Origin of the sequence: Brevundimonas intermedia (assembly GCF_027922165.1) — a bacterium.
Taxonomy (GTDB): Bacteria; Pseudomonadota; Alphaproteobacteria; order Caulobacterales; family Caulobacteraceae; genus Brevundimonas; species Brevundimonas intermedia.
Map to the genome: position 1 here is coordinate 31,647 of NZ_BSFD01000010.1, position 21,165 is coordinate 52,811.

At 66.7% G+C, this 21,165-nt stretch carries 21 protein-coding genes; 4 read left to right on the plus strand and 17 right to left on the minus strand.

What is annotated here, in order from left to right; all coding sequences use genetic code 11:
• Positions 1-25 precede the first annotated feature (25 nt).
• From frr to PKE72_RS12735, 5 genes are all read right to left on the minus strand, one after another.
• The gene (frr, locus tag PKE72_RS12715) at positions 26-583 is read right to left on the minus strand and encodes a ribosome recycling factor (RefSeq protein WP_271165755.1); all 558 of its coding nucleotides are present in this window, start codon (positions 581-583) and stop codon (positions 26-28) included.
• Between the two features lie 39 nt (positions 584-622).
• Positions 623-1,357, minus strand: coding sequence for a UMP kinase (gene pyrH / locus PKE72_RS12720; protein ID WP_271165756.1), 735 nt, complete (start codon positions 1,355-1,357; stop codon positions 623-625).
• A 125-nt stretch (positions 1,358-1,482) separates the two neighbouring features.
• Complete coding sequence (gene tsf, locus PKE72_RS12725) at positions 1,483-2,424, minus strand: translation elongation factor Ts (protein ID WP_267513680.1); 942 nt, start codon at positions 2,422-2,424, stop codon at positions 1,483-1,485.
• Between the two features lie 144 nt (positions 2,425-2,568).
• The gene (rpsB, locus tag PKE72_RS12730) at positions 2,569-3,453 is read right to left on the minus strand and encodes a 30S ribosomal protein S2 (protein WP_271165757.1); all 885 of its coding nucleotides are present in this window, start codon (positions 3,451-3,453) and stop codon (positions 2,569-2,571) included.
• Between the two features lie 220 nt (positions 3,454-3,673).
• Positions 3,674-4,267, minus strand: coding sequence for a DUF4142 domain-containing protein (locus PKE72_RS12735; protein WP_271165758.1), 594 nt, complete (start codon positions 4,265-4,267; stop codon positions 3,674-3,676).
• A 149-nt stretch (positions 4,268-4,416) separates the two neighbouring features.
• Here PKE72_RS12735 and PKE72_RS12740 point away from each other — a divergent pair, with 149 nt between their 5' ends.
• Together PKE72_RS12740 and PKE72_RS12745 are read left to right on the plus strand one after the other, a co-directional pair.
• A complete protein-coding gene (locus PKE72_RS12740) occupies positions 4,417-5,106 on the plus strand; it encodes a hypothetical protein (RefSeq protein ID WP_271165759.1) in 690 nt (229 codons plus the stop codon).
• On the plus strand, positions 5,103-5,897 hold the full coding sequence (locus tag PKE72_RS12745; protein ID WP_271165760.1) for a M23 family metallopeptidase: 795 nt from the start codon (positions 5,103-5,105) through the stop codon (positions 5,895-5,897). The genes PKE72_RS12740 and PKE72_RS12745 overlap by 4 nt, the downstream gene beginning before the upstream one ends.
• Positions 5,898-5,902: 5 nt before the next feature.
• Here PKE72_RS12745 and PKE72_RS12750 read toward each other — a convergent pair whose 3' ends face one another.
• Both PKE72_RS12750 and dnaE read right to left on the minus strand, forming a co-directional pair.
• Positions 5,903-6,394, minus strand: a complete 492-nt coding sequence (locus PKE72_RS12750; RefSeq protein WP_271165761.1) for a DUF3224 domain-containing protein — start codon at positions 6,392-6,394, stop codon at positions 5,903-5,905.
• Positions 6,394-9,852: a DNA polymerase III subunit alpha gene (dnaE, locus tag PKE72_RS12755; RefSeq protein ID WP_271165762.1), complete on the minus strand. Its 3,459-nt coding sequence runs from the start codon at positions 9,850-9,852 to the stop codon at positions 6,394-6,396. The genes PKE72_RS12750 and dnaE overlap by 1 nt, the downstream gene beginning before the upstream one ends.
• Before the next feature lie 371 nt (positions 9,853-10,223).
• Here dnaE and msrA point away from each other — a divergent pair, with 371 nt between their 5' ends.
• A complete protein-coding gene (gene msrA / locus PKE72_RS12760) occupies positions 10,224-10,841 on the plus strand; it encodes a peptide-methionine (S)-S-oxide reductase MsrA (RefSeq protein ID WP_271165763.1) in 618 nt (205 codons plus the stop codon).
• 41 nt (positions 10,842-10,882) lie between these two features.
• Here the strand turns inward: msrA and PKE72_RS12765 are convergent, their stop codons facing one another.
• The 4 genes from PKE72_RS12765 to PKE72_RS12780 all read right to left on the minus strand — a co-directional run bounded on the left by PKE72_RS12765 (position 10,883) and on the right by PKE72_RS12780 (position 14,520).
• Positions 10,883-11,584, minus strand: a complete 702-nt coding sequence (locus tag PKE72_RS12765; RefSeq protein ID WP_271165764.1) for an ABC transporter ATP-binding protein — start codon at positions 11,582-11,584, stop codon at positions 10,883-10,885.
• The gene (locus tag PKE72_RS12770; protein ID WP_271165765.1) at positions 11,577-12,863 is read right to left on the minus strand and encodes a lipoprotein-releasing ABC transporter permease subunit; all 1,287 of its coding nucleotides are present in this window, start codon (positions 12,861-12,863) and stop codon (positions 11,577-11,579) included. Before PKE72_RS12770 ends, PKE72_RS12765 begins: the two co-directional genes overlap by 8 nt.
• Positions 12,860-14,176 (minus strand): proline--tRNA ligase, encoded by a 1,317-nt coding sequence (gene proS, locus PKE72_RS12775; RefSeq protein ID WP_154725278.1) that lies wholly within the window; start codon positions 14,174-14,176, stop codon positions 12,860-12,862. The genes PKE72_RS12770 and proS overlap by 4 nt, the downstream gene beginning before the upstream one ends.
• 77 nt (positions 14,177-14,253) lie before the next feature.
• A complete protein-coding gene (locus PKE72_RS12780) occupies positions 14,254-14,520 on the minus strand; it encodes a DUF1467 family protein (RefSeq protein ID WP_271165766.1) in 267 nt (88 codons plus the stop codon).
• Positions 14,521-14,596: 76 nt separating this feature from the next.
• Here PKE72_RS12780 and PKE72_RS12785 point away from each other — a divergent pair, with 76 nt between their 5' ends.
• Positions 14,597-14,950, plus strand: a complete 354-nt coding sequence (locus PKE72_RS12785; protein WP_271165767.1) for a 5-carboxymethyl-2-hydroxymuconate Delta-isomerase — start codon at positions 14,597-14,599, stop codon at positions 14,948-14,950.
• 22 nt (positions 14,951-14,972) lie between these two features.
• Here PKE72_RS12785 and PKE72_RS12790 read toward each other — a convergent pair whose 3' ends face one another.
• The 6 genes from PKE72_RS12790 to nuoN all read right to left on the minus strand — a co-directional run bounded on the left by PKE72_RS12790 (position 14,973) and on the right by nuoN (position 21,163).
• Positions 14,973-15,311 (minus strand): DUF3088 family protein, encoded by a 339-nt coding sequence (locus PKE72_RS12790; protein WP_271165768.1) that lies wholly within the window; start codon positions 15,309-15,311, stop codon positions 14,973-14,975.
• A gap of 39 nt (positions 15,312-15,350) precedes the next feature.
• On the minus strand, positions 15,351-16,265 hold the full coding sequence (locus PKE72_RS12795; protein ID WP_271165769.1) for a hypothetical protein: 915 nt from the start codon (positions 16,263-16,265) through the stop codon (positions 15,351-15,353).
• Between the two features lie 234 nt (positions 16,266-16,499).
• Positions 16,500-18,173: a ribonuclease J gene (locus PKE72_RS12800; protein WP_271165770.1), complete on the minus strand. Its 1,674-nt coding sequence runs from the start codon at positions 18,171-18,173 to the stop codon at positions 16,500-16,502.
• The gene (locus PKE72_RS12805) at positions 18,174-18,950 is read right to left on the minus strand and encodes a type III pantothenate kinase (protein ID WP_271165771.1); all 777 of its coding nucleotides are present in this window, start codon (positions 18,948-18,950) and stop codon (positions 18,174-18,176) included.
• A gap of 1 nt (position 18,951) precedes the next feature.
• Complete coding sequence (locus PKE72_RS12810; RefSeq protein ID WP_271165772.1) at positions 18,952-19,716, minus strand: biotin--[acetyl-CoA-carboxylase] ligase; 765 nt, start codon at positions 19,714-19,716, stop codon at positions 18,952-18,954.
• Positions 19,717-19,720: 4 nt separating this feature from the next.
• Complete coding sequence (gene nuoN / locus PKE72_RS12815) at positions 19,721-21,163, minus strand: NADH-quinone oxidoreductase subunit NuoN (RefSeq protein ID WP_271165773.1); 1,443 nt, start codon at positions 21,161-21,163, stop codon at positions 19,721-19,723.
• Positions 21,164-21,165: the final 2 nt, after the last annotated feature.

The following is a 21,165-nucleotide window of genomic DNA, read 5'->3' on the forward strand; positions in this document are numbered from 1 at the left end:
TCCCTTCAGGCCCAAGTGATCCGCCTCAGACCTGCATGATCTCTTGTTCCTTGGTCTTCAAGGTCTCGTCGATCCGCTTGATGGCGGCGTCGGTTTCCTTCTGGACCTCGGTTTCCATCTTCTTCTGTTCGTCCTGGCTGATCTCGCCCGCTTTCTCGGCCTTCTTCAGGTCGTCGTTAGCGTCGCGGCGCACATTGCGCACTGAGATCTTCTGCTGCTCGGCGTACTTCCCCGCCAGCTTGACCAGATCCTTGCGGCGCTCCTCGGTCAGGGGGGGTACGGGAATGCGCAGGGTCTGGCCGTCGACGATGGGGTTCAGGCCCAGATTGGCGTTACGAATAGCCTTTTCGACCGCCACGACCATGCCCTTGTCCCAGACATTGACGCTGATCATGCGGGGCTCAGGCACGCTGACGGCGGCCACCGCCGTCAGGGGCGAAGCCGAACCATAGGCTTCGACACGTACGGGATCCAGCAGACCGGCGTTCGCCCGGCCGGTGCGCAAGCCGCTGAACTCTTCCTTCAGGGCGGCGACGGACCGGTCCATGCGGTCGCGATAGGTCTTCAGTTCGGGCTTGGCCATGGTCTTGGTCTCTCTCGTCTATCGTAATCTACCGATCGGTCAGGCGGGATCCTGAATGATCGTGCAGGTGCCCTCGCCGGTCAGCGCCCGGCGAAGGGAATCGTCTTCCCGGATCGAGAAGACGACGATCGGAATGCCCGTATCGCGCATCATGGCGATGGCGGAGGCGTCCATGACCCGCAGATCCTTGGCGAGAACGTCCTGATAGGTCAGGGTCTCGTAACGTGTCGCGGCCGGATCCTTCTTGGGGTCGGCGGTATAGACGCCGTCCACGCTGGTGCCCTTCAACAGGGCGTCGCAACCCATTTCGGCGGCGCGCAGTGCGGCGCCCGAGTCCGTCGTGAAGAAAGGCGCGCCGACGCCGGCGGCGAAAATCACCACCCGACCCTTTTCAAGATGACGCAGGGCGCGACGGCGGATGTAGGGCTCGGCGATGGCGGCCATAGGAATGGCGCTCTGCACGCGGGTCGAGACGCCGATCTTCTCCAGCGCCGACTGCATCGCCAGGGCGTTCATGATGGTCGCCAGCATGCCCATATAGTCGGCCTGGGCGCGCTCCATGCCCGCAGCGGCCTTGGACAGGCCGCGGAAGATATTGCCGCCGCCGATCACCAGGCAGATCTCGACGCCCTCGGCGGCGACCTGCGCCACGGCCTTGGCGACCGTGTCCACGGTCTTCATGTCGACGCCGAAGGACTGATCGCCCATCAGCACCTCGCCGGAAACCTTCAGCAGGACGCGTTTGTAGCGGAAGTTCGAGGGGGCGTCGGGCATGCGGGTGGGTCCGTTGTCTGCGGCGCCGTTGAATCAGGCGACTTCTTATAGACGAAGGGCGCGCCGACCATCAAAGCCGAACGCGCCCTTCTGATAGAAATCCCTCACGAATGAGGGAGTGAGGCTTAGTTTCCGCCCATCATCGAGGCGACTTCGGCCGCGAAATCGGGGCCTTCGACCTTCTCGACGCCTTCACCCAGCGCCAGGCGGACGAAGCCGGCCAGGTGCAGGTTGGAAGAGCCCAGTTCCTTGGCCGAGTTGGCGACCAGCTGTTCGATGGTCACGTCCGGGTCCATCACGAACGGCTGCTTGGACAACACCACGTCCTTTTGGAACTTGTTGATCTGGCCTTCCACGATCTTGGCGATCATGGCTTCCGGGCGACCTTCTTCCTTGGCCTTTTCGGTCAGAACGGTCCGTTCCTTCTCGATGGCGGCGGGGTCCAGGTCGTCGGTGTTCAGCGACAGCGGCGCCGTGGCGGCCACGTGCATGGCGATCTTGCGGCCCAGTTCGCGCAGAGCGGTCTTGTCGCCCTCGCCTTCCAGGGCGACCAGCACGCCGATACGGCCCACGCCCGGCGAAACCGCGTTATGGACATAGGTCGAGACGACGCCTTCCGACACCGACAGGCGGGCGGCGCGGCGCAGTTGCATGTTCTCGCCGATGGTGGCGATCATATTGGTCACTTCGTCCTGAACCGTCTTGCCGGCTTCCAGTTCAGCGCCGTGCAGGGCCTCGACCGAGTGATGCTCCAGGCCCAGCTGGGCGAACGACTTGGCGGCGTTCTGGAACAGCTCGTTACGGGCGACGAAGTCGGTCTCAGCGTTGAACTCGATGGCGGCGGCGACTTCGCCCTTGCCGTCTTCCTTCGACGCGACGGCGACGAGACCTTCAGCGGCGACACGGTCGGCCTTCTTGGCGGCCTTGGACAGGCCCTTGGCGCGCAGCCAGTCGATCGCTGCTTCGATGTTGCCGTCGTTTTCGACCAGCGCCTTCTTGCAGTCCATCATGCCGACGCCCGAACGCTCGCGAAGTTCCTTCACGAGGGCGGCAGTGATCTCGGCCATGTTCTTCTCCTTGGGGGATTTCGTATGTGGGAACGGCCGGGCTGACTTAGCCCGGCCGTGTGTCAGTTCAAACCACGGCCCTCATATTGCGCTATCGCTTGCCGCACGGCGGCTCGCTGCTTTAGCGCGAAGGCCGTCAGACGTTTAGCCTGCAGCCTGTTCGGTCTCGACCGCGTCCAGAGCTTCAGTGTTGGCGGAGGCGTCATCCGAGGCCAGCAGTTCAGCAGCGACTTCTTCCGTACCGGCCGGCGCGGCGTCGGCTTCGACCGGGGTCGAGGCTTCACGCAGCATGGGCTCTTCCGGATTGATCGCAGCGCCCAGGTCCACGCCCGAAGCCGACGCGCCGGCGGCCAGGCCGTCCAGGACGGCGTCGGCGATCAGGTCGCAGTAGGTCTGGATGGCGCGGGCGGCGTCGTCATTGCCGGGGACCGGATAGGTGATGCCGTCCGGATCCGAGTTGGTGTCCAGGATGGCGATGATCGGGATGTTCAGCTTGCGGGCTTCCTGGATCGCGATCGCTTCCTTGTTGGTGTCGATCACGAACATGATGTCCGGAATCGAACCCATGTCCTTGATGCCGCCCAGCGACAGTTCCAGCTTGTCCTTCTCGCGCTGCAGGTTCAGCAGCTCCTTCTTAACGCGGCCTTCGCCGCCGTTCTCGAGGATGCCTTCCAGCTCGCGCAGGCGAGCGATCGAGCCCGAGACGGTGCGCCAGTTGGTCAGAGTGCCGCCGAGCCAACGGTTGTTCATATAGTACTGGGCGCAGCGCTTGGCTGCTTCGGCGACCGGATCGGCGGCCTGGCGCTTGGTGCCGACGAACAGGACGCGACCGCCCTTGGCGGCGACGTCACGCACAGCCACCAGAGCCTGGTGGAACAGCGGCATCGTCTGCGACAGGTCGATGATATGGATGTTCGAGCGCGAGCCGAAGATGTAGCGGTCCATCTTCGGGTTCCAGCGGTGAGTCTGGTGGCCGAAGTGAGCGCCCGCTTCCAGCAGGGTGCGCATCGAGAATTCAGGCAGAGCCATGATCGTTAGTTCCTTTTTCCGATCAAACGTGGCGCGGGGATTAAAGGCCTGAGGACCCTCGGAATGGAGCGTGTCGGGATGTCTCCCCGAAACGCGCCTCGCCCGCGTTGCGAAGTGCGGGGGCCGTTTAGGCGGGATACGCCCAAATAGCAAGCACTCGTCGAACAGACAGAAAGGCGGCCTCTTTCGAGACCGCCTTCCAAAGTCATGCCCGCAGGCCTTAGTTCATGGCGTCAAGCAGGGCCTGAGCGCGGTCGCGGTGCGCCATGACCGTCGGGGTCAGCTCCCGCGCCAGAGACGCCAACGTCGGGGCGTCCGTATTGTCGTCGAAGCCGTCGAGCAGGGTCAGGGTCTCGTTGTGCGCTGCGACCTGCTGGGTCAGGTAGACCTTGTCGAAATCGCCGGGAGTCGCCGCATTGAGGTTGTCGATCAGCCCCTTGCGACGCTCATCCAGGGCGGTGGGAAGGGCGACGTTCGGCGCGGCTGTCGGGACGGCTGCGGCCAACTTCTCGCCTGCAGCCGTGTGGTCCTTCTCGATCATCGCGGCAAGCGCCTTTACGTCGGCGTTAGTCGATTTGGACGCAGCGATTTCTGCGGACTGAAGCTCGTACATATTGCCGGTGGCGAGACCGGTGACGAAACCGTCTATGGTATTGGCGCCGAGCGTCGTGGCCGAGGTCTGTCCGACGACGCCGGAGGCGGCGTCTTGGGTGGCGTTCACCGCTTCTCCGGCATTTTGCCCGGCGGAGTCCCCTTGGTTGCAAGCCGCGAGCAGGGCCAGCGAGGCGGCGCTGACGATGAGGATGTTTTTCATTTGATGTCTCCCTAGAGACAGGTGAAACCCCTCACGGAAGTGTGAGGTTCCGTAAATTCATAAGCTTGGCCTTTGTCTGAGCGGGATTTTCCGCCTCGCCCGCCTCGACTATCAGTGATATGTGTAACTCGGGGAACGGGGGAAACGCCATGGCTTGGAGAACCAGCCTTGGGGCCATTGGAGCGGCGGCGGCCTTGGGCGCCGGCGTCGCCTGGACGCAGGTTCAGCCCCAGCCGAATAGACAGGCTCCGCCGACCGGACCAACTCCGACTGAAGCCGCCTTGGCGCGAGGTAGGGCGGACCAGGCCGCGCTAGCCCTCGCACGGCAGGATCCCCTGGCCGGGCGGCTTCGAGGCTTCTTGGGTCAGGGTCGCACGACCGCACCCATCCTCGCACAGATCGAGGCTTCGCCCGTGCCGGTGCTCGGCCCTGCCGATCCAAGCCTGTTAAGCAGCGCCCGCTTCTATCCCGGCGACCGGCAGTACACGCTGGTGGTGCGAAAGGAGGGACTGATCGTCGAAATCTTTGGATCTGTCCGGGCCCTCCAGTCGCCCACGGGCGTTGCGCCCGCCGCGCCGGCTCCCGTCCCGGCGCAATCTCGAGCCTTTGTTCGAGCAGCGGCGCCGGCAGCGGCCGCACGGGCGCTGGCGGCGGAGCGGGGGCTGACGCAGGTCCATACAGAGCAGACCGAATACGGCGTCGATGTCGCGTTCGTCCGCTTCGGCGCAGCCTATAATCTGACCTTCGTCTGCGACACCCTGGGGCCGCCGGACTGTACGGAGGCGGCTGCCGTGGCCTTTGCGGCGTCTCTTCAACTGCTCGGCGGAGGCGGACAGTGAAACGCCTGGCCCTTCCTGCCCTTCTTCTGCTGGCCGCCTGTTCGCCGTCAGGGTGCGGTCAGACACCGCCTCCAGCCGATGCTCCGGCGACGCCGACACCCCCGGTCGCAGAGGCGGAGGCGCCGCCGACCCCGCCGGCGCCCGAGCCCGTTACCTGGCCGCACGAACCCCCGGGCGCCCTCTATCCCGGATCAGGCGCAGGGGCGACGGACGTGACCCTGTGGGCGCCGGGCATGCGGTTTCCCATCGAGGCGGCGCCGGCCTTCGCCAACTCCCAGGTCTATGGATACGGCGGCTATCAGGCGCCTGGGCCGGGCGGGCAGTGCGACAGCCGGAATTACGCCTATCCGTGGCGGGACAACTTCTGCGAAAGCCGGTCCTGGACCAACGGCATGTGTCCCAGCGGCAAGGGGCACCAAGGGCAGGACATTCGGCCCTCGACCTGCGTGAAGAAGGTTCACGCCGTAGTCGCGGCCGAGTCCGGAACCGTGACCTCGATCGGCAGCTATACCGTCTTCATCCAGGGGGCCAGCGGCCGGATCTACCGCTATCTGCACATGGACATGCCGGGCGTGCGGGCCCTGATCCATGAGGGTCAGGCCGTGACCCGGGGGCAGAAGATCGGCACGGTCTCGGCCGACTTCGGCGGGAACGCGACGACGATCCATCTGCACTTCGAGATCAAGGCGCCGGTGACCTCGGGCGGATCGACGGCGGTGATCTTCGTGCCGGTCTATACCAGCCTGGTGGACAGTTATGGACGGCTGTTGAACTCCCCCGGCGAGGCCTGACCCCGTCAAGGAGCGTCGGGCAGGCTGTATTCCAGGTCGTAGCGGTGTTCGCCTTCGACGATGGTCAGATGGAAGACGCCGCTGATGCCGGCCAGTTCACCCTCGCCCGAACCGGGGACGATGGTGATCAGGAGGTCCTGCGCGCCGGCGTCCATCACGCCGCGATGGACCATGGCGAAGGACCCACGGCGGCCATCCAGCACGCCGCTGACGCGCTCCATGGCGACATAGGCGCCCGACCCGCCCTTCAGGACGCCCAGCATCTCGCCCGAACCGCCGCCTTCAAATGCGCCGTGGAAGGTCTTGGCCAGCAGCATTCGGCCCGGAGCGCCGGCGGGCGCGTCCGGGTCTGGTGCGACGGGCGTGATCTGGACGTCGAAGGTTCCGACGGCGTGGGACATGACGATGCTCCTGACGGCGGGCGCAGCCGCGGTCGCGTTGGGGGCGGGATCGGAGACGGCGGCCAACAGGGCGGCGGTCAGGATGAGGGCGATCATCAAGCCTCCTCCAACATCAGCACGCCCGGCGCCGACTTCAGGGCGCCGCGCAGGGCGCCGTCGAGGCGGTAACGGCCGGGCAGTTTGACCTCGACTTCCTGAAGCCCCTCCAGCGAGGCGATCAGCGACACCTCGCCGCCCTTGCCGATAGCGCCCGAACGCGCCCGCTCCAGACGGGCCTTCAGGGCGTCGGCGTCGGCGGTGCGGGCCGAGACGTGGATACGCAGGCCGATGTTGGCGTCGTCCAGCAGATTGTCCATCCGGCTGGCGTCGTCGCCGAAGAACCGCACCTCGCCTTCGGACGCCTTGGCGCGGACCCGCACCATGACCGAGGCGCCCGGCTCCAGCACCTCACGGCATTTGCGCAGCTGTTCGGGCGGGAACAGGCATTCGAACTCGCCGGTCGGATCCGAGAAGGTGACGAAGGCGAACTTCTCGCCGGTGCGAGCGCTGGCGCGTTCCTGTTTGCGACGCACCACCCCGGCCATCTGGAAGGCCTCGTGGCCGGATTCCGCCAGGGGAATGGCCTCGGCGACGAAGGTGACGCGCTTGCGTTTTAGGGCCGAGGTCATCTCGTCCAGCGGGTGGCCCGACAGATAGAAGCCGACCGCCGACAGTTCGTGGTCCAGACGTTCCGGCCCGACCCAGGGATCGACGCTTTTCAGACGCGGCCGCCCCACATGGGCCTGGTCGCCGCCGAACAGACTGACCTGGGACGAGGCGCGCTCGGCCGCCACGCTCTGGCAATAGGCCATCAGGACGTCGGCCTGTTCGACCAGCTGGCGGCGGTTCGGGTGGATGCTGTCGAAGGCCCCGGCCTTGGCCAGGCCTTCCAGCGCCCGCTTGTTGACGCTGCGGGGATCGACCCGCTCGAGGAAGTCGAAGATGTCGGCGAACCGACCGCCGGTCTGGCGCACCTCGATCACGTGGCGCATCGCCTCAAGGCCCACGTTGCGGATGGCGCCCAAGGCATAGAGGACCGAGCCCCGGCTATCGTCCCAGGCTACGTCGAAGTCGGCCGAGGAGCGGTTGATGTCGGGCGGCAGCACCGGCACGTCGAACCGTTTGGCGTCCTGATAAAAGACCGCCAGCTTGTCTGTGTTCGACAGGTCCAGGCTCATGGACGCCGCGAAGAATTCGACCGGGTGATTGGCCTTCAGCCACCCTGTCTGGAACGAGATCAGGGCATAGGCGGCGGCGTGCGACTTGTTGAAACCATAGCCGGCGAACTTGGCCACCAGGTCGAAGATCGAACCGGACTGGGTCTCAGGGACGGTCTTCTCCAGGGCGCCCTTGACGAAGCGCGCCCGCTGGAAGTCCATCTCCTCCTTCTTCTTCTTGCCCATGGCCCGACGCAGCAGGTCGGCCTCGCCCAGGCTGTAGCCCGCCAGGATCTGGGCGATCTTCATCACCTGTTCCTGGTAGATGATGACGCCGTAGGTCTCGGTCAGCACCTCTTTCAGGCTGGGGTGCAGATAGTCGACCTCGGCCCGGCCGAATTTGCGGTCGATATAGGTGTCGATCATCTCCATCGGCCCTGGCCGATAGAGCGAGATCAGGGCGGTGATCTCCTCGATGGAGCCGCAGCGCATCTTGCGCAGGGTGTCGCGCATGCCCTGGGATTCCAGCTGGAACACCCCGACGGTCTGGCCCGAGGCCATCAGCTCATAGGTGCGGGCGTCGTCCAGCGGCAGGCCGCTCCAGTCCGGCGCGGCCCCGCGCCGCTCCAGATAGCCGCGCGCCCGGTCCAGCACGGTCAGGGTCTTCAGGCCCAGGAAGTCGAACTTCACCAGACCCGCCGGTTCGACCCATTTCATGTTGAACTGGGACGCCGGAATGGTGGAGCGCGGATCCTGGTACAGGGGCACAAGTTCGACCAGGGGCCGGTCGCCGATGACGATGCCGGCGGCGTGGGTCGAGGCGTTGCGATACAGCCCTTCCAGCTCCAGCGCGGTTTCCAGCAGGGTGCGGACCGCCGGCTCTGCGTCCCTCGCCTCCTTCAGGCGCGGCTCGAGGTCGATGGCCTGGGCCAGGGTGACAGGCGCGGCCGGGTTGTTCGGCACCATCTTGCAGAGCCGGTCCACCTGGCCCAGCGGCATCTGCAGCACCCGGCCGACGTCGCGCAGCACGGCCCGCGCCTGCAGCGTGCCGAAGGTGATGATCTGGGCGACCCGGTCCTTGCCGTAGTGGGCCTGGACATAGTCGATCACCTCTTCGCGCCGCTCCTGGCAGAAGTCGATGTCGAAGTCGGGCATGGAGACCCGTTCGGGGTTCAGGAACCGCTCGAACAGCAGGCCGAACCGCAAGGGGTCCAGATCGGTGATGGTCAGGGACCAGGCGACCAGCGAGCCGGCCCCGGAGCCCCGCCCCGGCCCCACCGGAATGCCGTGCTCCTTGGCCCATTTGATGAAGTCCGACACGATTAGGAAATAGCCGGGGAAGCCCATCTGCTGGATGATGCCGACCTCCCACTCCAGCCGGGTCCAGTATTCCTCGACCGGCACGGCGGGGGTGATCTGGCTGAGGCGGACCTTCAGCCCCTCGCGCGCTTGGTGGGCCAGTTCGTCGGCCTCGGACCGCCCCGCCCCGGTGTCAAAGCGCGGCAGGATGGGGGCGTGGGTCTTGACCAGGAAGGCGCAGCGCCGGGCGATGTCGATCGTGTTGTCGCAGGCCTCGGGCAGGTCGGCGAACAGGGTCCGCATCGCCTCGGCCGACTTGAACCAGTGTTCTCCGGTGATGCGGCGGCGGTCTTCCTGGCCGGTGAAGGCGCCGTCGGCGATGCACAGCAGGGCGTCATGGGACTTCGCCTGGGCCGCCTTAGCGTAATAGACGTCATTGGTGGCGACCAGGGGCGTGTCGTTGGCATAGGCCCATTCGACCAGACCGGGCTCGGCCCGCCGCTCGTCGTCCAGACCGTGGCGCTGAAGCTCGACGTAGAAGCGGTCGCCGAAGACGGATTTCATCGTCGCCAGAGCGGCCGCCGCCTCCGTCGTCTTGCCCTGGACGAACAGGGGATCGACCGGGCCGTCGGGGCCGCCCGACAGCAGGATCAGGCCTTCGGAGCGGGCCTCGATCAGGCTCCAGGCCACGCCGGGCTCGGCCATTTCACCCGCGTCCAGATAGGCCGAGGACGACAGGGCGCACAGGTTTCGCCAGCCCGTCTCGTTCTGGACCAGCAGAACCACGGTCGGGGTCTTGGCCCAGCGGACGGCCTGCTGGCCGCCGATGCCCAGGACCGGAAGCGCGCAGGCGACGATCGGCTGGACGCCCGCGTCCTTGGTGTACTGGCTGAACTCGAGCGCGCCGAACAGATTGGACCGGTCGGCGATGGCCACGGCCGGCATGCCCGCGTCCGCCGCCAGCTTGCCCAGCTTGCCCGCCTTGATCGCGCCTTCCAGCAGCGAATAGGCCGAGCGGACCCGCAGATGGACGAAACCCTGACCTTCTGCCGCGCTCACCCGTCCACTCCTTCACCTAGACCGCAGATAAGACCCCGACTCGGCCACCACACCAATGGCGCTCAGCGCCTTGGCGCTAAAACAGGGTGACAAGGCGCCAAACGTGCCAAAGGCGCCAAACCTGCCGGTCAGACCGAGGTGACCATCAGGGCCGCCTGCCAGGCCATCCAGACGAAGCCGCCGCATGATGCAAGCGACAGCAGATCTCTCATCAAACGCGGCATGGTCTTATCCCCAGGTCGATCAATGTTCCTGACTTGTTCTATGTTCTCTCATTGTTCTCGTCAACCCCCGCTCTTAGCCCCAGGCGGACGGGTTGAAACCAATCGCCCCGGCGCGTCGTATGGGCTTTGCAGAAAGGGAGATGTCCCATGCCCAAGACCCGCACCTTCGCCGCCCCCCTGGCCCTTGCGCTGATCGCCGGCGTGTCGCCGCTGGGCCGCGCCGACGCGCAGAACCAAGCCGCCACCCAGACCGCCGTCTTCGCCGGCGGCTGCTTCTGGTCTGAGGAAAAGGCGTTTGACGGCCTGCCCGGCGTGCGTTCGGCCGTGTCGGGCTTCGTCGGCGGCCAGACGGCCAACCCGACCTATGAGCAGGTGGTGCGCGGCGGCACCGGCCATATGGAGGCGGTGCAGGTCACCTTCGATCCGCGCGTGGTCAGCTATCGCGCCCTGGTCGACCGCTACTGGCGCACCATCGATCCGACAGACCCGGACGGACAGTTCTGCGATCAGGGGCCGTCGTATCGGACGGCCGTCTTCGCCACGGCGGATCAGCGCGCGGCGGCGGTTGCATCGCGCGACGCGGCGATGCGGGTGCTGGGCAAGAGCTTCACGACCCCGGTCGTCGGGGTCCAGAGGTTCTGGCCCGCCGGGCCGGAGCATCAGGACTACGCCCGCCGCCACCGCGCCCACTACGAAGCCTACCGCCAGGGCTGCCGCCGGCCCCAGCAGCTGCGCGCCATCTGGGGCGATGCGGCCGTGGGGTGACGCGGGCGGGCCTTCAGTAGGCCTAGCTCAGTAGGCTTGACTCAGTACGCCTGGCTTTGGGCCGCCCGCTCTTCCAGGTGGCCGTCCTTCAGGGCGAAGACGCGGTCCATGTGGCCGGCCAGCTCCATATTGTGGGTGGCGATCAGGGCGGCGACGCCCGTGGTCTTGGCCAGGTCGCGCAGGGATTCGAACACCGACTGGCTGGTGGTCGGATCCAGGTTGCCGGTCGGCTCGTCGGCGAGCAGCAGGCGCGGCTTGTTGGCCAGGGACCGGGCGATGGCGACGCGCTGTTTCTCGCCGCCCGACAGCTGGGCCGGCTGGTGGGTCAGGCGTTCGCCCAGGCCAAGGGCCGTCAGCGTTTCCTCCGCCTGGGCGCGGGCCTTGGCGAGGCTGAGACCGGCGATCCGCATCGGCAGGGCGACATTGTCGCGGGCGTCGAACTCGGCCAGCAGATGATGGAACTGATAGACGAAGCCGATCCGCGACAGGCGCAGGCGGGTGCGGGCGCGCTCGTCCAGATCCCCCACCATTTCACCGTCGATGGCGACCGTGCCCTCGGTCGGTTTCTCCAGCAGGCCGGCGGCGTGCAGCAGGCTCGACTTGCCCGAGCCCGAGGGGCCGATCAGGCCGACGATCTCGCCCGGCATGACGTCCAGATCCACGCCCTTAAGCACGGTCAGGCCGCCGTTGGCGGTGTCATAGGTGCGGGTCAGGCCGCGCACCGACAGAATGGGACTACTCATAGCGGAGCGCCTCCACGGGATCGATGCGAGAGGCCGTCCAGGACGGCGGCAGGCTGGCCAGGCAACTCATGCTGAAGGACAGCAGGGCGACCCAGGTCACGTCCATCGGATCCACCAGGGCCGGGATGGCGTCCAGCTGATAGACGTCGGCGTTGAACAGTTGCACGCCCAGCACGGCCTCGATGGCGTGCTGGATGGCGCCGATGTTCCAGCAGAACAGCAGGCCCAGGGCCAGACCGGCCAGGGTGCCCGCCACGCCGATCATGGCGCCGGACATGAAGAAGATGCGCAGGATGGCGGAGGGGCTGGCGCCCACGGTGCGCAGGATGGCGATGTCGCGCGTCTTGTTCTTCACCAGCATGACGATGCCGGAGATGATGTTCATGGCGGCGATGGCGACGACCAGACCCAGGATGATGCTCATGGCGACCCGCTCGACCCGCAGGGCGCCGTAGAAGGCGGCCAGACGCTCGCGCCAGTCGCTGATCACCGAGCCCGGCCCGGCGGCGTCGCGGATGGCGGGGGTCAGTTCGCCGACGCGGTCGGGGTCGTCGACCTTGATCTCGATGGCGTCCCAGACCCCCTCCTTGCCGAAGAAGAGCTGCTGCTGCTCCAGCGGCATGAACAGGAAGGCGCGGTCGAAGTCGGCCGTGCCCGAGCGGAACAGGCCGCCGACGAAATAGGTCTTTTCCAGACCGCCCAGATTGCCGAAGGCGCTGTCGGCGCCGGTCGGCGAATAGAGGGTGACGGGATCCCCGACCCGCAGGCCCAGGGAGTTGGCCAGGGCGGCGCCCATCAGGATGCGGTCGCCGCCATAGGCGCCCTTGCCGAAGTCGGCCCGTTCCTTGGGCGTCAGGCTGTCGAAGACGTATTTGGTGGTGGCCAGATCCTGGGGCCGCACGCCGCGCACCATGGCGCCCGTGGTGAAGTTGCCGACCCGGACGAGGCTCTGGCTCTCGTTCAGCGGGGTGACGCTGACCACGCCGGGCACGTCGGCGATCCGCTTCAGGGCGGCGTCGCGGTCTTCCGACGTCAGGACAGGCCCCTGGGCGTACATATGGCCGTTGAACGACAGCATCCGGCCCAGCAGTTCCGAGCGGAAGCCGGCCATGATGCTCATGACGCTGATCAGCACGGCGACAGCCAGCATGATGCCGATGAAGCTGATCACCGCAATGGTGGCGACCCCGCCCTCCTTGCGCTTGGCGCGCAGGTAGCGGAGGGCCAGGCCGATCTCCCACGAGGAGAAGGCGCCGGAAGGACGGGACGGCAGGTTCAAGCAGTCAACCTTTCGATGGCTTCAGCCAGGGGCACGGAGACCTTCTCGCCGGTGGCGCGGCGCTTCAGCTCGACCACGCCGTCGGCCAGGCCCTTGGGACCGATGGTCAGCTGCCACGGCACGCCGATCAAATCGGCGGTGGCGAACTTGCCGCCCGGCCGTTCGTCGGTGTCGTCGTACAGCACGTCCTTGCCCAGCTTCTCGAGCTGGGCGACCGCGTCCTCGCAGGCAGCCGAGACAGCGGCGTCATTGGCGCGCAGATTGATCACGACCACGTCGAACGGGGCCACCGCGTCGGGCCAGATGATGCCGCCCTCGTCATGACTGGCCTCGATGATGGCGCCCAGCAGACGCGACACGCCGACGCCGTAGCTGCCCATGTGGACATTGGCGTCCTGGCCGTCCGGCCCGGCGACCTTGGCCTTCATCGGGGCCGAATATTTCTCGCCGAAATAGAAGATGTGGCCGACCTCGATGCCGCGCGCCGACAGGCGGTCGCCCTCGGCGGTCTCGGCCTCGAACCGGGCTTCGTCGTGCATTTCCTCGGTCGCAGCGTAGAGCGCCGTTCGTTGATCAACGATTGACTGAAGGTCGTCCCAGTCCACGTCCGCGCCCGGCGCCGGCATTTCGACCAGGGCCTTGTCGCAGAAGACCGCGCTCTCGCCCGTCTCGGCCAGAACGATGAACTCGTGGCTCAGGTCGCCGCCGATCGGGCCTGTGTCGGCGCGCATCGGCACGGCCTTCAGGCCCATGCGGGCGAAGGTGTTCAGATAGGCCACGAACATGCGGTTGTAGGCCTTGCGGGCCGAGGCCTCATCCACGTCGAAGGAATAGGCGTCCTTCATCAGGAACTCGCGGCCGCGCATGACGCCGAAGCGGGGGCGGCGCTCGTCGCGGAACTTCCACTGGATGTGAAACAGGTTCAGCGGCAGCGACTTGTAGGACTTCACATAGGCCCGGAAGATGTCGGTGATCATCTCCTCATTGGTCGGCCCGTACAGCAGTTCGCGCTCGTGCCGGTCGGTGATGCGCAGCATCTCGGGGCCATAGGCGTCATAGCGGCCGCTCTCGCGCCACAGGTCGGCCAGTTGCAGGGTCGGCATCAGCAGTTCGACCGCCCCGGCCCTCTGCTGCTCTTCACGGACGATCTGCTCGATCTTGCGCAGCACCCGCAGGCCCAGCGGCAGCCAGGCGTAGATGCCGGCGGCCTCCTGCTTGATCATGCCGGCGCGCAGCATCAGCTGATGCGAGACAATCTGGGCGTCCGAAGGGGCTTCCTTCAGCGTGGGCAGGAAAAAGCGCGACAGGCGCATGATGGGGAATCCTAGGCGTAGAGAGAGACCAAGGCTTTAGCCGCTGGACCGGGGCGAAAGCTAGGCCGGGTTGGGGATTAGACCGCCGGCGCGCGCGAGAAGTCCGGCAGTGGCAGCCAGCCGGTGAAGATCAGCACCATGACGAAGGCCCAGACGATGGCGGCGACCCAGGTGGTGGTGATGAATTTGCGCTTCAGGTTCGGCGTGGTCGGCGCGCCCCATTGCGCCCCGTCCGTCGGCGGCGTGTGGGTCTCGCGCGAGGTTCCCAGCGGCAGCACCGCGAACAACACCGTCCACCAGACGATGATGTAGATGCCGAACATGGTCATGGGGCCGATGGGCATGAGACCTCCTGTCCGGACTTTGGCGTCCGGTTGAAACCGGTCTAGAGGATCAGCCTCCCCACGACGAGTCCCCGCCATGCCGCAGATCACCCTGGAATACACCCGCCACCTGGCCGAGACCGACTGGTCCCCCGTCGCGTTGGAGATCCACCAGGCCGCCGTCGAGATCGCCGGCGCCGCCCTGTCGGCCTGCAAGACCCGATTGATCGCCCTGGACCATGTCGTCATCGCCGACGACGCCCCCGGGACCGCCATGTTGGCCTGTCGCATCGGCCTGATGCTGGGCCGCACGCCGGAGCAGAAGAGCGCCCTGAGCGAGCGGGTGCTGGAAATTCTGACTGCGGCGCTGCCCCAGCCGACCGGCAAGGTCGAGGTGTCGGCCGAGGTGTTCGAACTGAACGAGACCTATCGCAAGGCCACGATCGGCTAAACGGATACCGGCTTGGCCGCCCTCAGGGGTGCGGCCGGCCCACGCCATACCGCGCCGCCAGATAGGGGGCGATGGCTTGATCCTGCAGGAAGCGACGGCCGGTCGTTTCGCTGACCTGAGCCTCGGGCCAGTCCAGTTCGCCGTCCAGGACCAGAACCGGGCAGCTCTGATGCGCCTCGCCGAGCTCGGCGATGACCGGCGGGCGCGGCCGGGCATGGTCCAGATAGACCACCTCAAGGACGTCCCGCAGTTGGGGATAGAAGGCCAGCACGCCCTCGATATAGGCGCCGGGCGGGCAGAACCAGGGTCCGCCCTGGTCGTCGTGCCAGTCGGGATTCAGCAGGAAAAGTCGTTCGGTCATGGACGAGATATAGCGGACCTCGGGCGGATTTCGAGACGGCTAATCGCAGTTCGCGCCAAAGCCCGGCGCACGCAGGGCCAGCAGGATCGACGAGCGCGCCTCCTGAGTGATCGCCCCTGATTCCTGCAGCACGCAGCCGACGGCGGTGTTCGAGTTGGGCGCCAGAAGGCCGTAGGTCAGGCCTTCGGCCGCCAGACGGCCCTGGGCGCCCTTCAGGGCCTCAATGGCTTCTTCGACGCGAGCCGGGTCCCTGGTGATCCGCGTCATCTCGTGCAGGGCCTCGCCCGAACTGGGGAAGTCGTAGGCGTCGGGCGTATAGGGGGCGATCTCCGCCGAGAGACGCTCGGGATGGACGTCGATGCCGAACTTGGCGTTCTGGCTGGCGGAGAAGGCGATGGCCGGTCCGCTCTCGGGCACCACCAGGATATAGGCGTGGCGCGGGAACAGCAGATAGTGGGCCATGTATTTGGTCACGGGCACCAAAGGCAGGCGGTCCGGCCCAAGGGCGTGGGCGCCGACATAGACGCCGGACGGCAGGCTGCGGGCGTCGATCCGTCCGTTCAGCTTCAGGATCCGGTCCACCATCACGTGGTCTAGCAGGAAGACCCCGTCCTCGGCCTCCCGCTCCAGATAGGCGTGGATGGCGGCGGTGTCGGGCGCGGGGCCGAGGTCGCGGCCATAGACAGTCGGAAAGGCCGTCGGCGACATCGGCTGGCCGTCCGGCGGGCTGAACCACAGGACGCGCAGTTCGTGGACGGTGCGCGACAGCGGCTCGTCGCCGCGAAAGGTCGAAAGGCTGAGAGCCAGATTCACTGCGGCGAAAAGGGCGACGAAGCCGCCGATCCCCTGCCCCGCAATGACCGCCCAGCGGCGCCAGCCGTGCAAGGGATGACGGGCGTGACGCACCCGTTCCAGCAGACGGCGGCCGCGCGTGGGGCCGGGTTTGCTGGACATCAATCGGGTGCTCCTTGACCGTTCGCGCAGAAAAATGCGCGCGAACGGTCAAGGTTGCATGAGGTCGGATTTCAGATTCCGTCACCCTCGGACTTGTTCCGAGGGCCCACGGTTCAGCACGCGGGCTTGCTGGAGTGAAGCAAGGTCGGCACCCTATCCCAGCTATCCGTGAGGCGGAAAGGTGGGCCCTCGGGACGAGCCCGAGGGTGACGCGTTGTTTTGGAGGATCGCGCTTTAAACCCGCAGGACGACCGTTTCGACGATGGGACGGCGATCCCAGATCTGCTGGCTGGCCTTTTTCAACACACGGGCGACGGCCTGTTCGATGACCATTTCGTCGTCCAGGGCGTCGCCCTTCAGGTTCTTGATCACCTGTTCGACGCGCTCGGCCAGATTATCCAGCGCGTCGCCCAGCGGCGTCGCGGTGTCGCCGGGAAGGCCGACGCTGCGGATATCGATGTCGCTGGCGATGCGGCCGCGCTTGTCCAGGGCGAAGCTGACGATCAGCACGCCGTTGGTCGAGGCGTGGCGACGTTCCTTCAGGGCCTCGCCCTGTTCGGTCACCAGCATGCCGCCGTCGACGTACAGGCGACCGTTCGGCACCTCGTCGATGATCTTGGCCGGTCCGGGGGCCAGGCGCACCATGTCGCCGTTGCGCGGGGTGACGGTTTCCTTGACGCCGATGTCCTTGGCCAGGTTGGCGTGTTCCAGCAGGAAGCGGCGCACGCCGTGGGTCGGAACCGCGATCTGCGGCCGCACCCATTCGTACATCTGCTTCAGCTCATCACGGCACGGGTGGCCCGAGACGTGGATGCCGGGATGATCCTTCTCGGTGTAGAGGCGCACGCCCCGGTCCGCGAGGCGATCCTGCAGATTGCCGATGGCCAGTTCATTGCCGGGGATCTGACGCGACGAGAAGATGCAGTGGTCACCCAGGCCCAGTTTGACGACCGGGTGGGTGCCGTCGGCGACGCGGGACAGGGCCGCCCTCGCCTCGCCCTGGCTGCCGGTGCACAGGTACAGGATCTGGTCGGCGGGCCAGACGCGGGCCTCTTCGTCCGACAGGAAGGGTTTCACGTCCTGCAGCATGCCGACGTGTTTGGCCGCCGCCGTGATCCGGTGCATCGAGCGGCCGGCCAGGGACACGCGACGACCGCAGGCTTCGGCCGCGCGGATGACGCTGTCCATCCGGGCGACGTTGGAGGCGAAACAGCCCACGGCGACCCGGCCCTTGAGGCTGGAGATCAGCTTGGTGATCGCGACGGCCACATCGCCTTCGGACCCGGCGACGCCCGGCACGAAGACATTGGTCGAGTCGCAGACCATGGCCAGCACGCCCTCGTCGCCCATGGCGCGAATAGCGGGGGCGTCGGTCTTCTCGCCGATGATCGGCTGGTCGTCGATCTTCCAGTCGCCGGTGTGGAACACCACGCCCAACGGGGTGTCGATGGCCAGGCCGCTCGGCTCGGCGATCGAATGGCTCATATTGACGAAGGTCACGCCGAACGAGCCGATGTCGACGGTCCCGCCCAGCGGCACCTCGATCAGTTGCACCTCGTCCAGGATGCCGCGCTCGCGCAGCTTGTCCCGGATCAGATAGGCGGTGAAGGGGGTGGCGTAGATCGGCGCCTTGATGCGCGGCCACAGCCAGCCCAGGGCGCCGATATGGTCTTCGTGCGCATGGGTCAGCACGATGCCCTTGATCGTCTCGCCTTCCAGATAGGAAGGGTCGGGCACGATCACGTCCACGCCGGGCGTGGACAGGTCGCCGAAGGTGACGCCGACATCGACGATCAGCCATTCACGATTGGCCTCTGGCCCGAAGCCATAGGCGTTGAGGTTCATACCGACCTCGTCCGAGCCGCCCAGCGGCAGGAAAACGAGTTCGTCTTGGGTTTGCTTTTTCATTCAGTCAGTCAAATGGGCGTTACGACGCCAGATTTCCAGGAGGCCGCGAATAGTCAGGTCGGGATCGAAGTGATCGATGCTGTCGGTCGCGCCTTCGAACAGGCTGGCGACGCCGCCGGTGCCGATGACGGTCATGGGCCGCGCCCATTCCGCCTTGATGCGCTGGACCAGGCCTTCGATCAACGAAATATAGCCCCAGAAGACGCCGGACTGCATGGCCTCGACCGTGCCCTTGCCGATGACGTGTTCAGGTTTCTGAATGGCGATGCGGGGCAGTTTGGCCGCCGCCTCGTGCAGGGCCTGGAGCGACAGATTGATGCCCGGCGCGATCAGGCCGCCCTCGAAGGCGCCGTCGTCGGCGACAATGTCGAAGGTGGTGGCGGTGCCGCTGTCGATGACGATCAGGTCGCCGGGATAGACCAGCTTGGCCCCGATGGCGTTGACCAGACGGTCGGCGCCGGCCTCGCTGGGCTTGGCGATGCGGACATCGATGCCCAGCTCGGCGTTCTCGCCGATGACCAGGGGTTCGATGTTCAAATAGCGGCGCGCCAGATTGCGCAGGTTGAAGATCGACTGGGGCACGACGCTGGAGATGATGCAGCCGGTCAGGGCCCCAAACTCCAGCCCCTTCATGGTCATCAACTGGTTCAGCCAGACGGCGTATTCGTCGGCGGTGCGGCTGGCCTCGGTTGCGGCGCGCCACTGGGCGATCCAGTCCGTTCCGTCGTGCACGGCGAACAGCGTGTTGGTGTTGCCCTGTTCGATAGCGAGCAGCATGTCAGGCCGCCCCCCGCTGCGATCCAGGGCCGAAGAAGACGTCGCCGGCGGAAATCAGCCGCACGGAGCCGTCGGCCAGACGCAGGCGCAGGGCGCCGTCAGGCTCCACACCCTCGGCCAAGCCTTCCAGCGTCTCATTGTCCAGGCGGGCGACGCAGGGGCCGTTCAGCCCGGTCAGGCGGCTGGTCCAGGCGTCCAGCACCGGTTCGAAGCCCAGCGTCTGCCAGCGGCCCCACCAGACCGCGAAGGTCTCGGCCAGGATCTCGGCGGCGGCCTCGATGGGCGGGACATAGGCCAGGTCGGCCCGCAGCCGGGCGGCGATCGCGGTCGCGCCCCGCTCGGTGTCCTCGGGCGCATGGGCCAGGTTCACGCCGATGCCGACGGCCAGCCACAGGTCGCCGTTCGCATGGGCGCCGGACTCGACCAGGATGCCCGAGACCTTGGTTCCGTCCAGCAGGACGTCGTTCGGCCATTTGATCGACACCAGGGCCGGCGAGACGAAGACGTCCAGCAGGTCGGCGACGGCCAGGGCCGCAACGAAGGTGGCCTGGGCCGCCTCGGCCGCCGACTTGGGCGTGGTCACCAGCAGGGTGGCGGCCAGATTGCCCTGTTCGGTATCCCATTTGCGGCCACGCCGCCCGCGACCGGCGGTCTGGCGACGCGCCACGATCCAGCGCGGCCCGGCCTCTCCGGCCTCGGCCAGGCGACGGGCCTCAGCGTTGGTCGAGTCGATCTCGTCGAGGATGACCAGGGGGGCGGGCGTCAACGCCCTACCCGTTCCCGAAGCCGGCGCTCGCAACCTTGGTCAGCGGCTCCAGCCAGGTCAGACCCACGATCACCAGCGGGAAGGCGAAGGCGGCGCAGGCCCAGCCGATGAGGCTGGTTTCCGGGGAGGCCTTGTCGGTGGCGATCTCGTCCAGCGGCGCATCGAACCACATCAGTTTGATGATGCGCAGATAGTAGAAGGCGGCGACGACCGAGGCGACCAGACCCGCGGCCGCGACCGGCCACAGGCCGGCGTCGGCGGCGGCGCCGAAGACATAATACTTGCCCCAGAAGCCCGAGAACGGCGGCATGCCTAGGACCGACAGCGACAGGATGGTCAGGGCCACGGCCGTGACCGGACGATCCTTCTTCAGTCCCGCCAGATCGGCGATGCGACGGATCGGACGGCCCGACTTGGACAGGCTGAGCAGGATGGCGAAGAAGCCGAGTTGGTCGATGACATACAGGGTCATGAACATCAGCATGGCCTGCAGGCCTTCACTGGTGCCTGCGGCGATGCCCAGCAGGGCGTAGCCGATGTTGGCGATCGACGAATAGGCCAGCAGGCGCTGGATGTCCTTCTGCGCCAGACCGCCGAAGGCGCCGACGACGAAGCTGAGCAGGGAGATGGCGACCAGGACCTGCGACCACTGGGCGTGGGCCTCGCTGAAGCCGCCCTCCAGGGCGCGGGCGATCAGGACCATGGCGGCGACCTTGGGGGCCGTGGCGAACAGGGCCACGACCGGCGTCGGCGCGCCTTCATAGACGTCAGGCGTCCACATGTGGAACGGCGCGGCCGAGACCTTGAACGCCAGGCCGCAGATCAGGAAGACCAGACCGAACACCAGGCCGGGGCCCGGGTTGTTCTGAGCGAAGGCGGCGATGTCCTCGAACCGCATCGAACCGGCGAAACCGTAGATCAGGCTGGAGCCGTACAGCAGCAGGCCCGACGACAGGGCGCCCAGGACGAAATACTTCAGGCCCGCTTCCGACGCCTTGACGTCGTCGCGGTGGAAGGCGGCCAGGACGTACAGGGCCAGCGAGTGCAGCTCGATGCCGACGTACATGGAGATCAGGTCGCCCGAGGACGCCATCATCCCCATGCCGACCGAAGCCAGAACGATCAGGACCGGATATTCGAACTTGGCGATGTGGGTCCGCTTCATCCAGCCGTCGCCGAGGACGATGGCCACGGCGGCGGACAGATAGATGACGCTCTTGCCGTAGATGGCCAGGGGATCGGCCACATAAGCGCCGTTGAAGGCGACGCCCCACGGTCCCATGAAGGCGATGACGGCGGCGGCGATCAGCAGCAGGACCGACAGGATGGACACCAGCCGGGCGCTCTTGTCGCCGATGAAGGCGCCGACCATCAGCAGGACCAGGGCGCCGACCGCGAGGGTCAGCTCCGAGGCGGCGAGATGCAGGGCGGAGGACAGATCAGGCATGC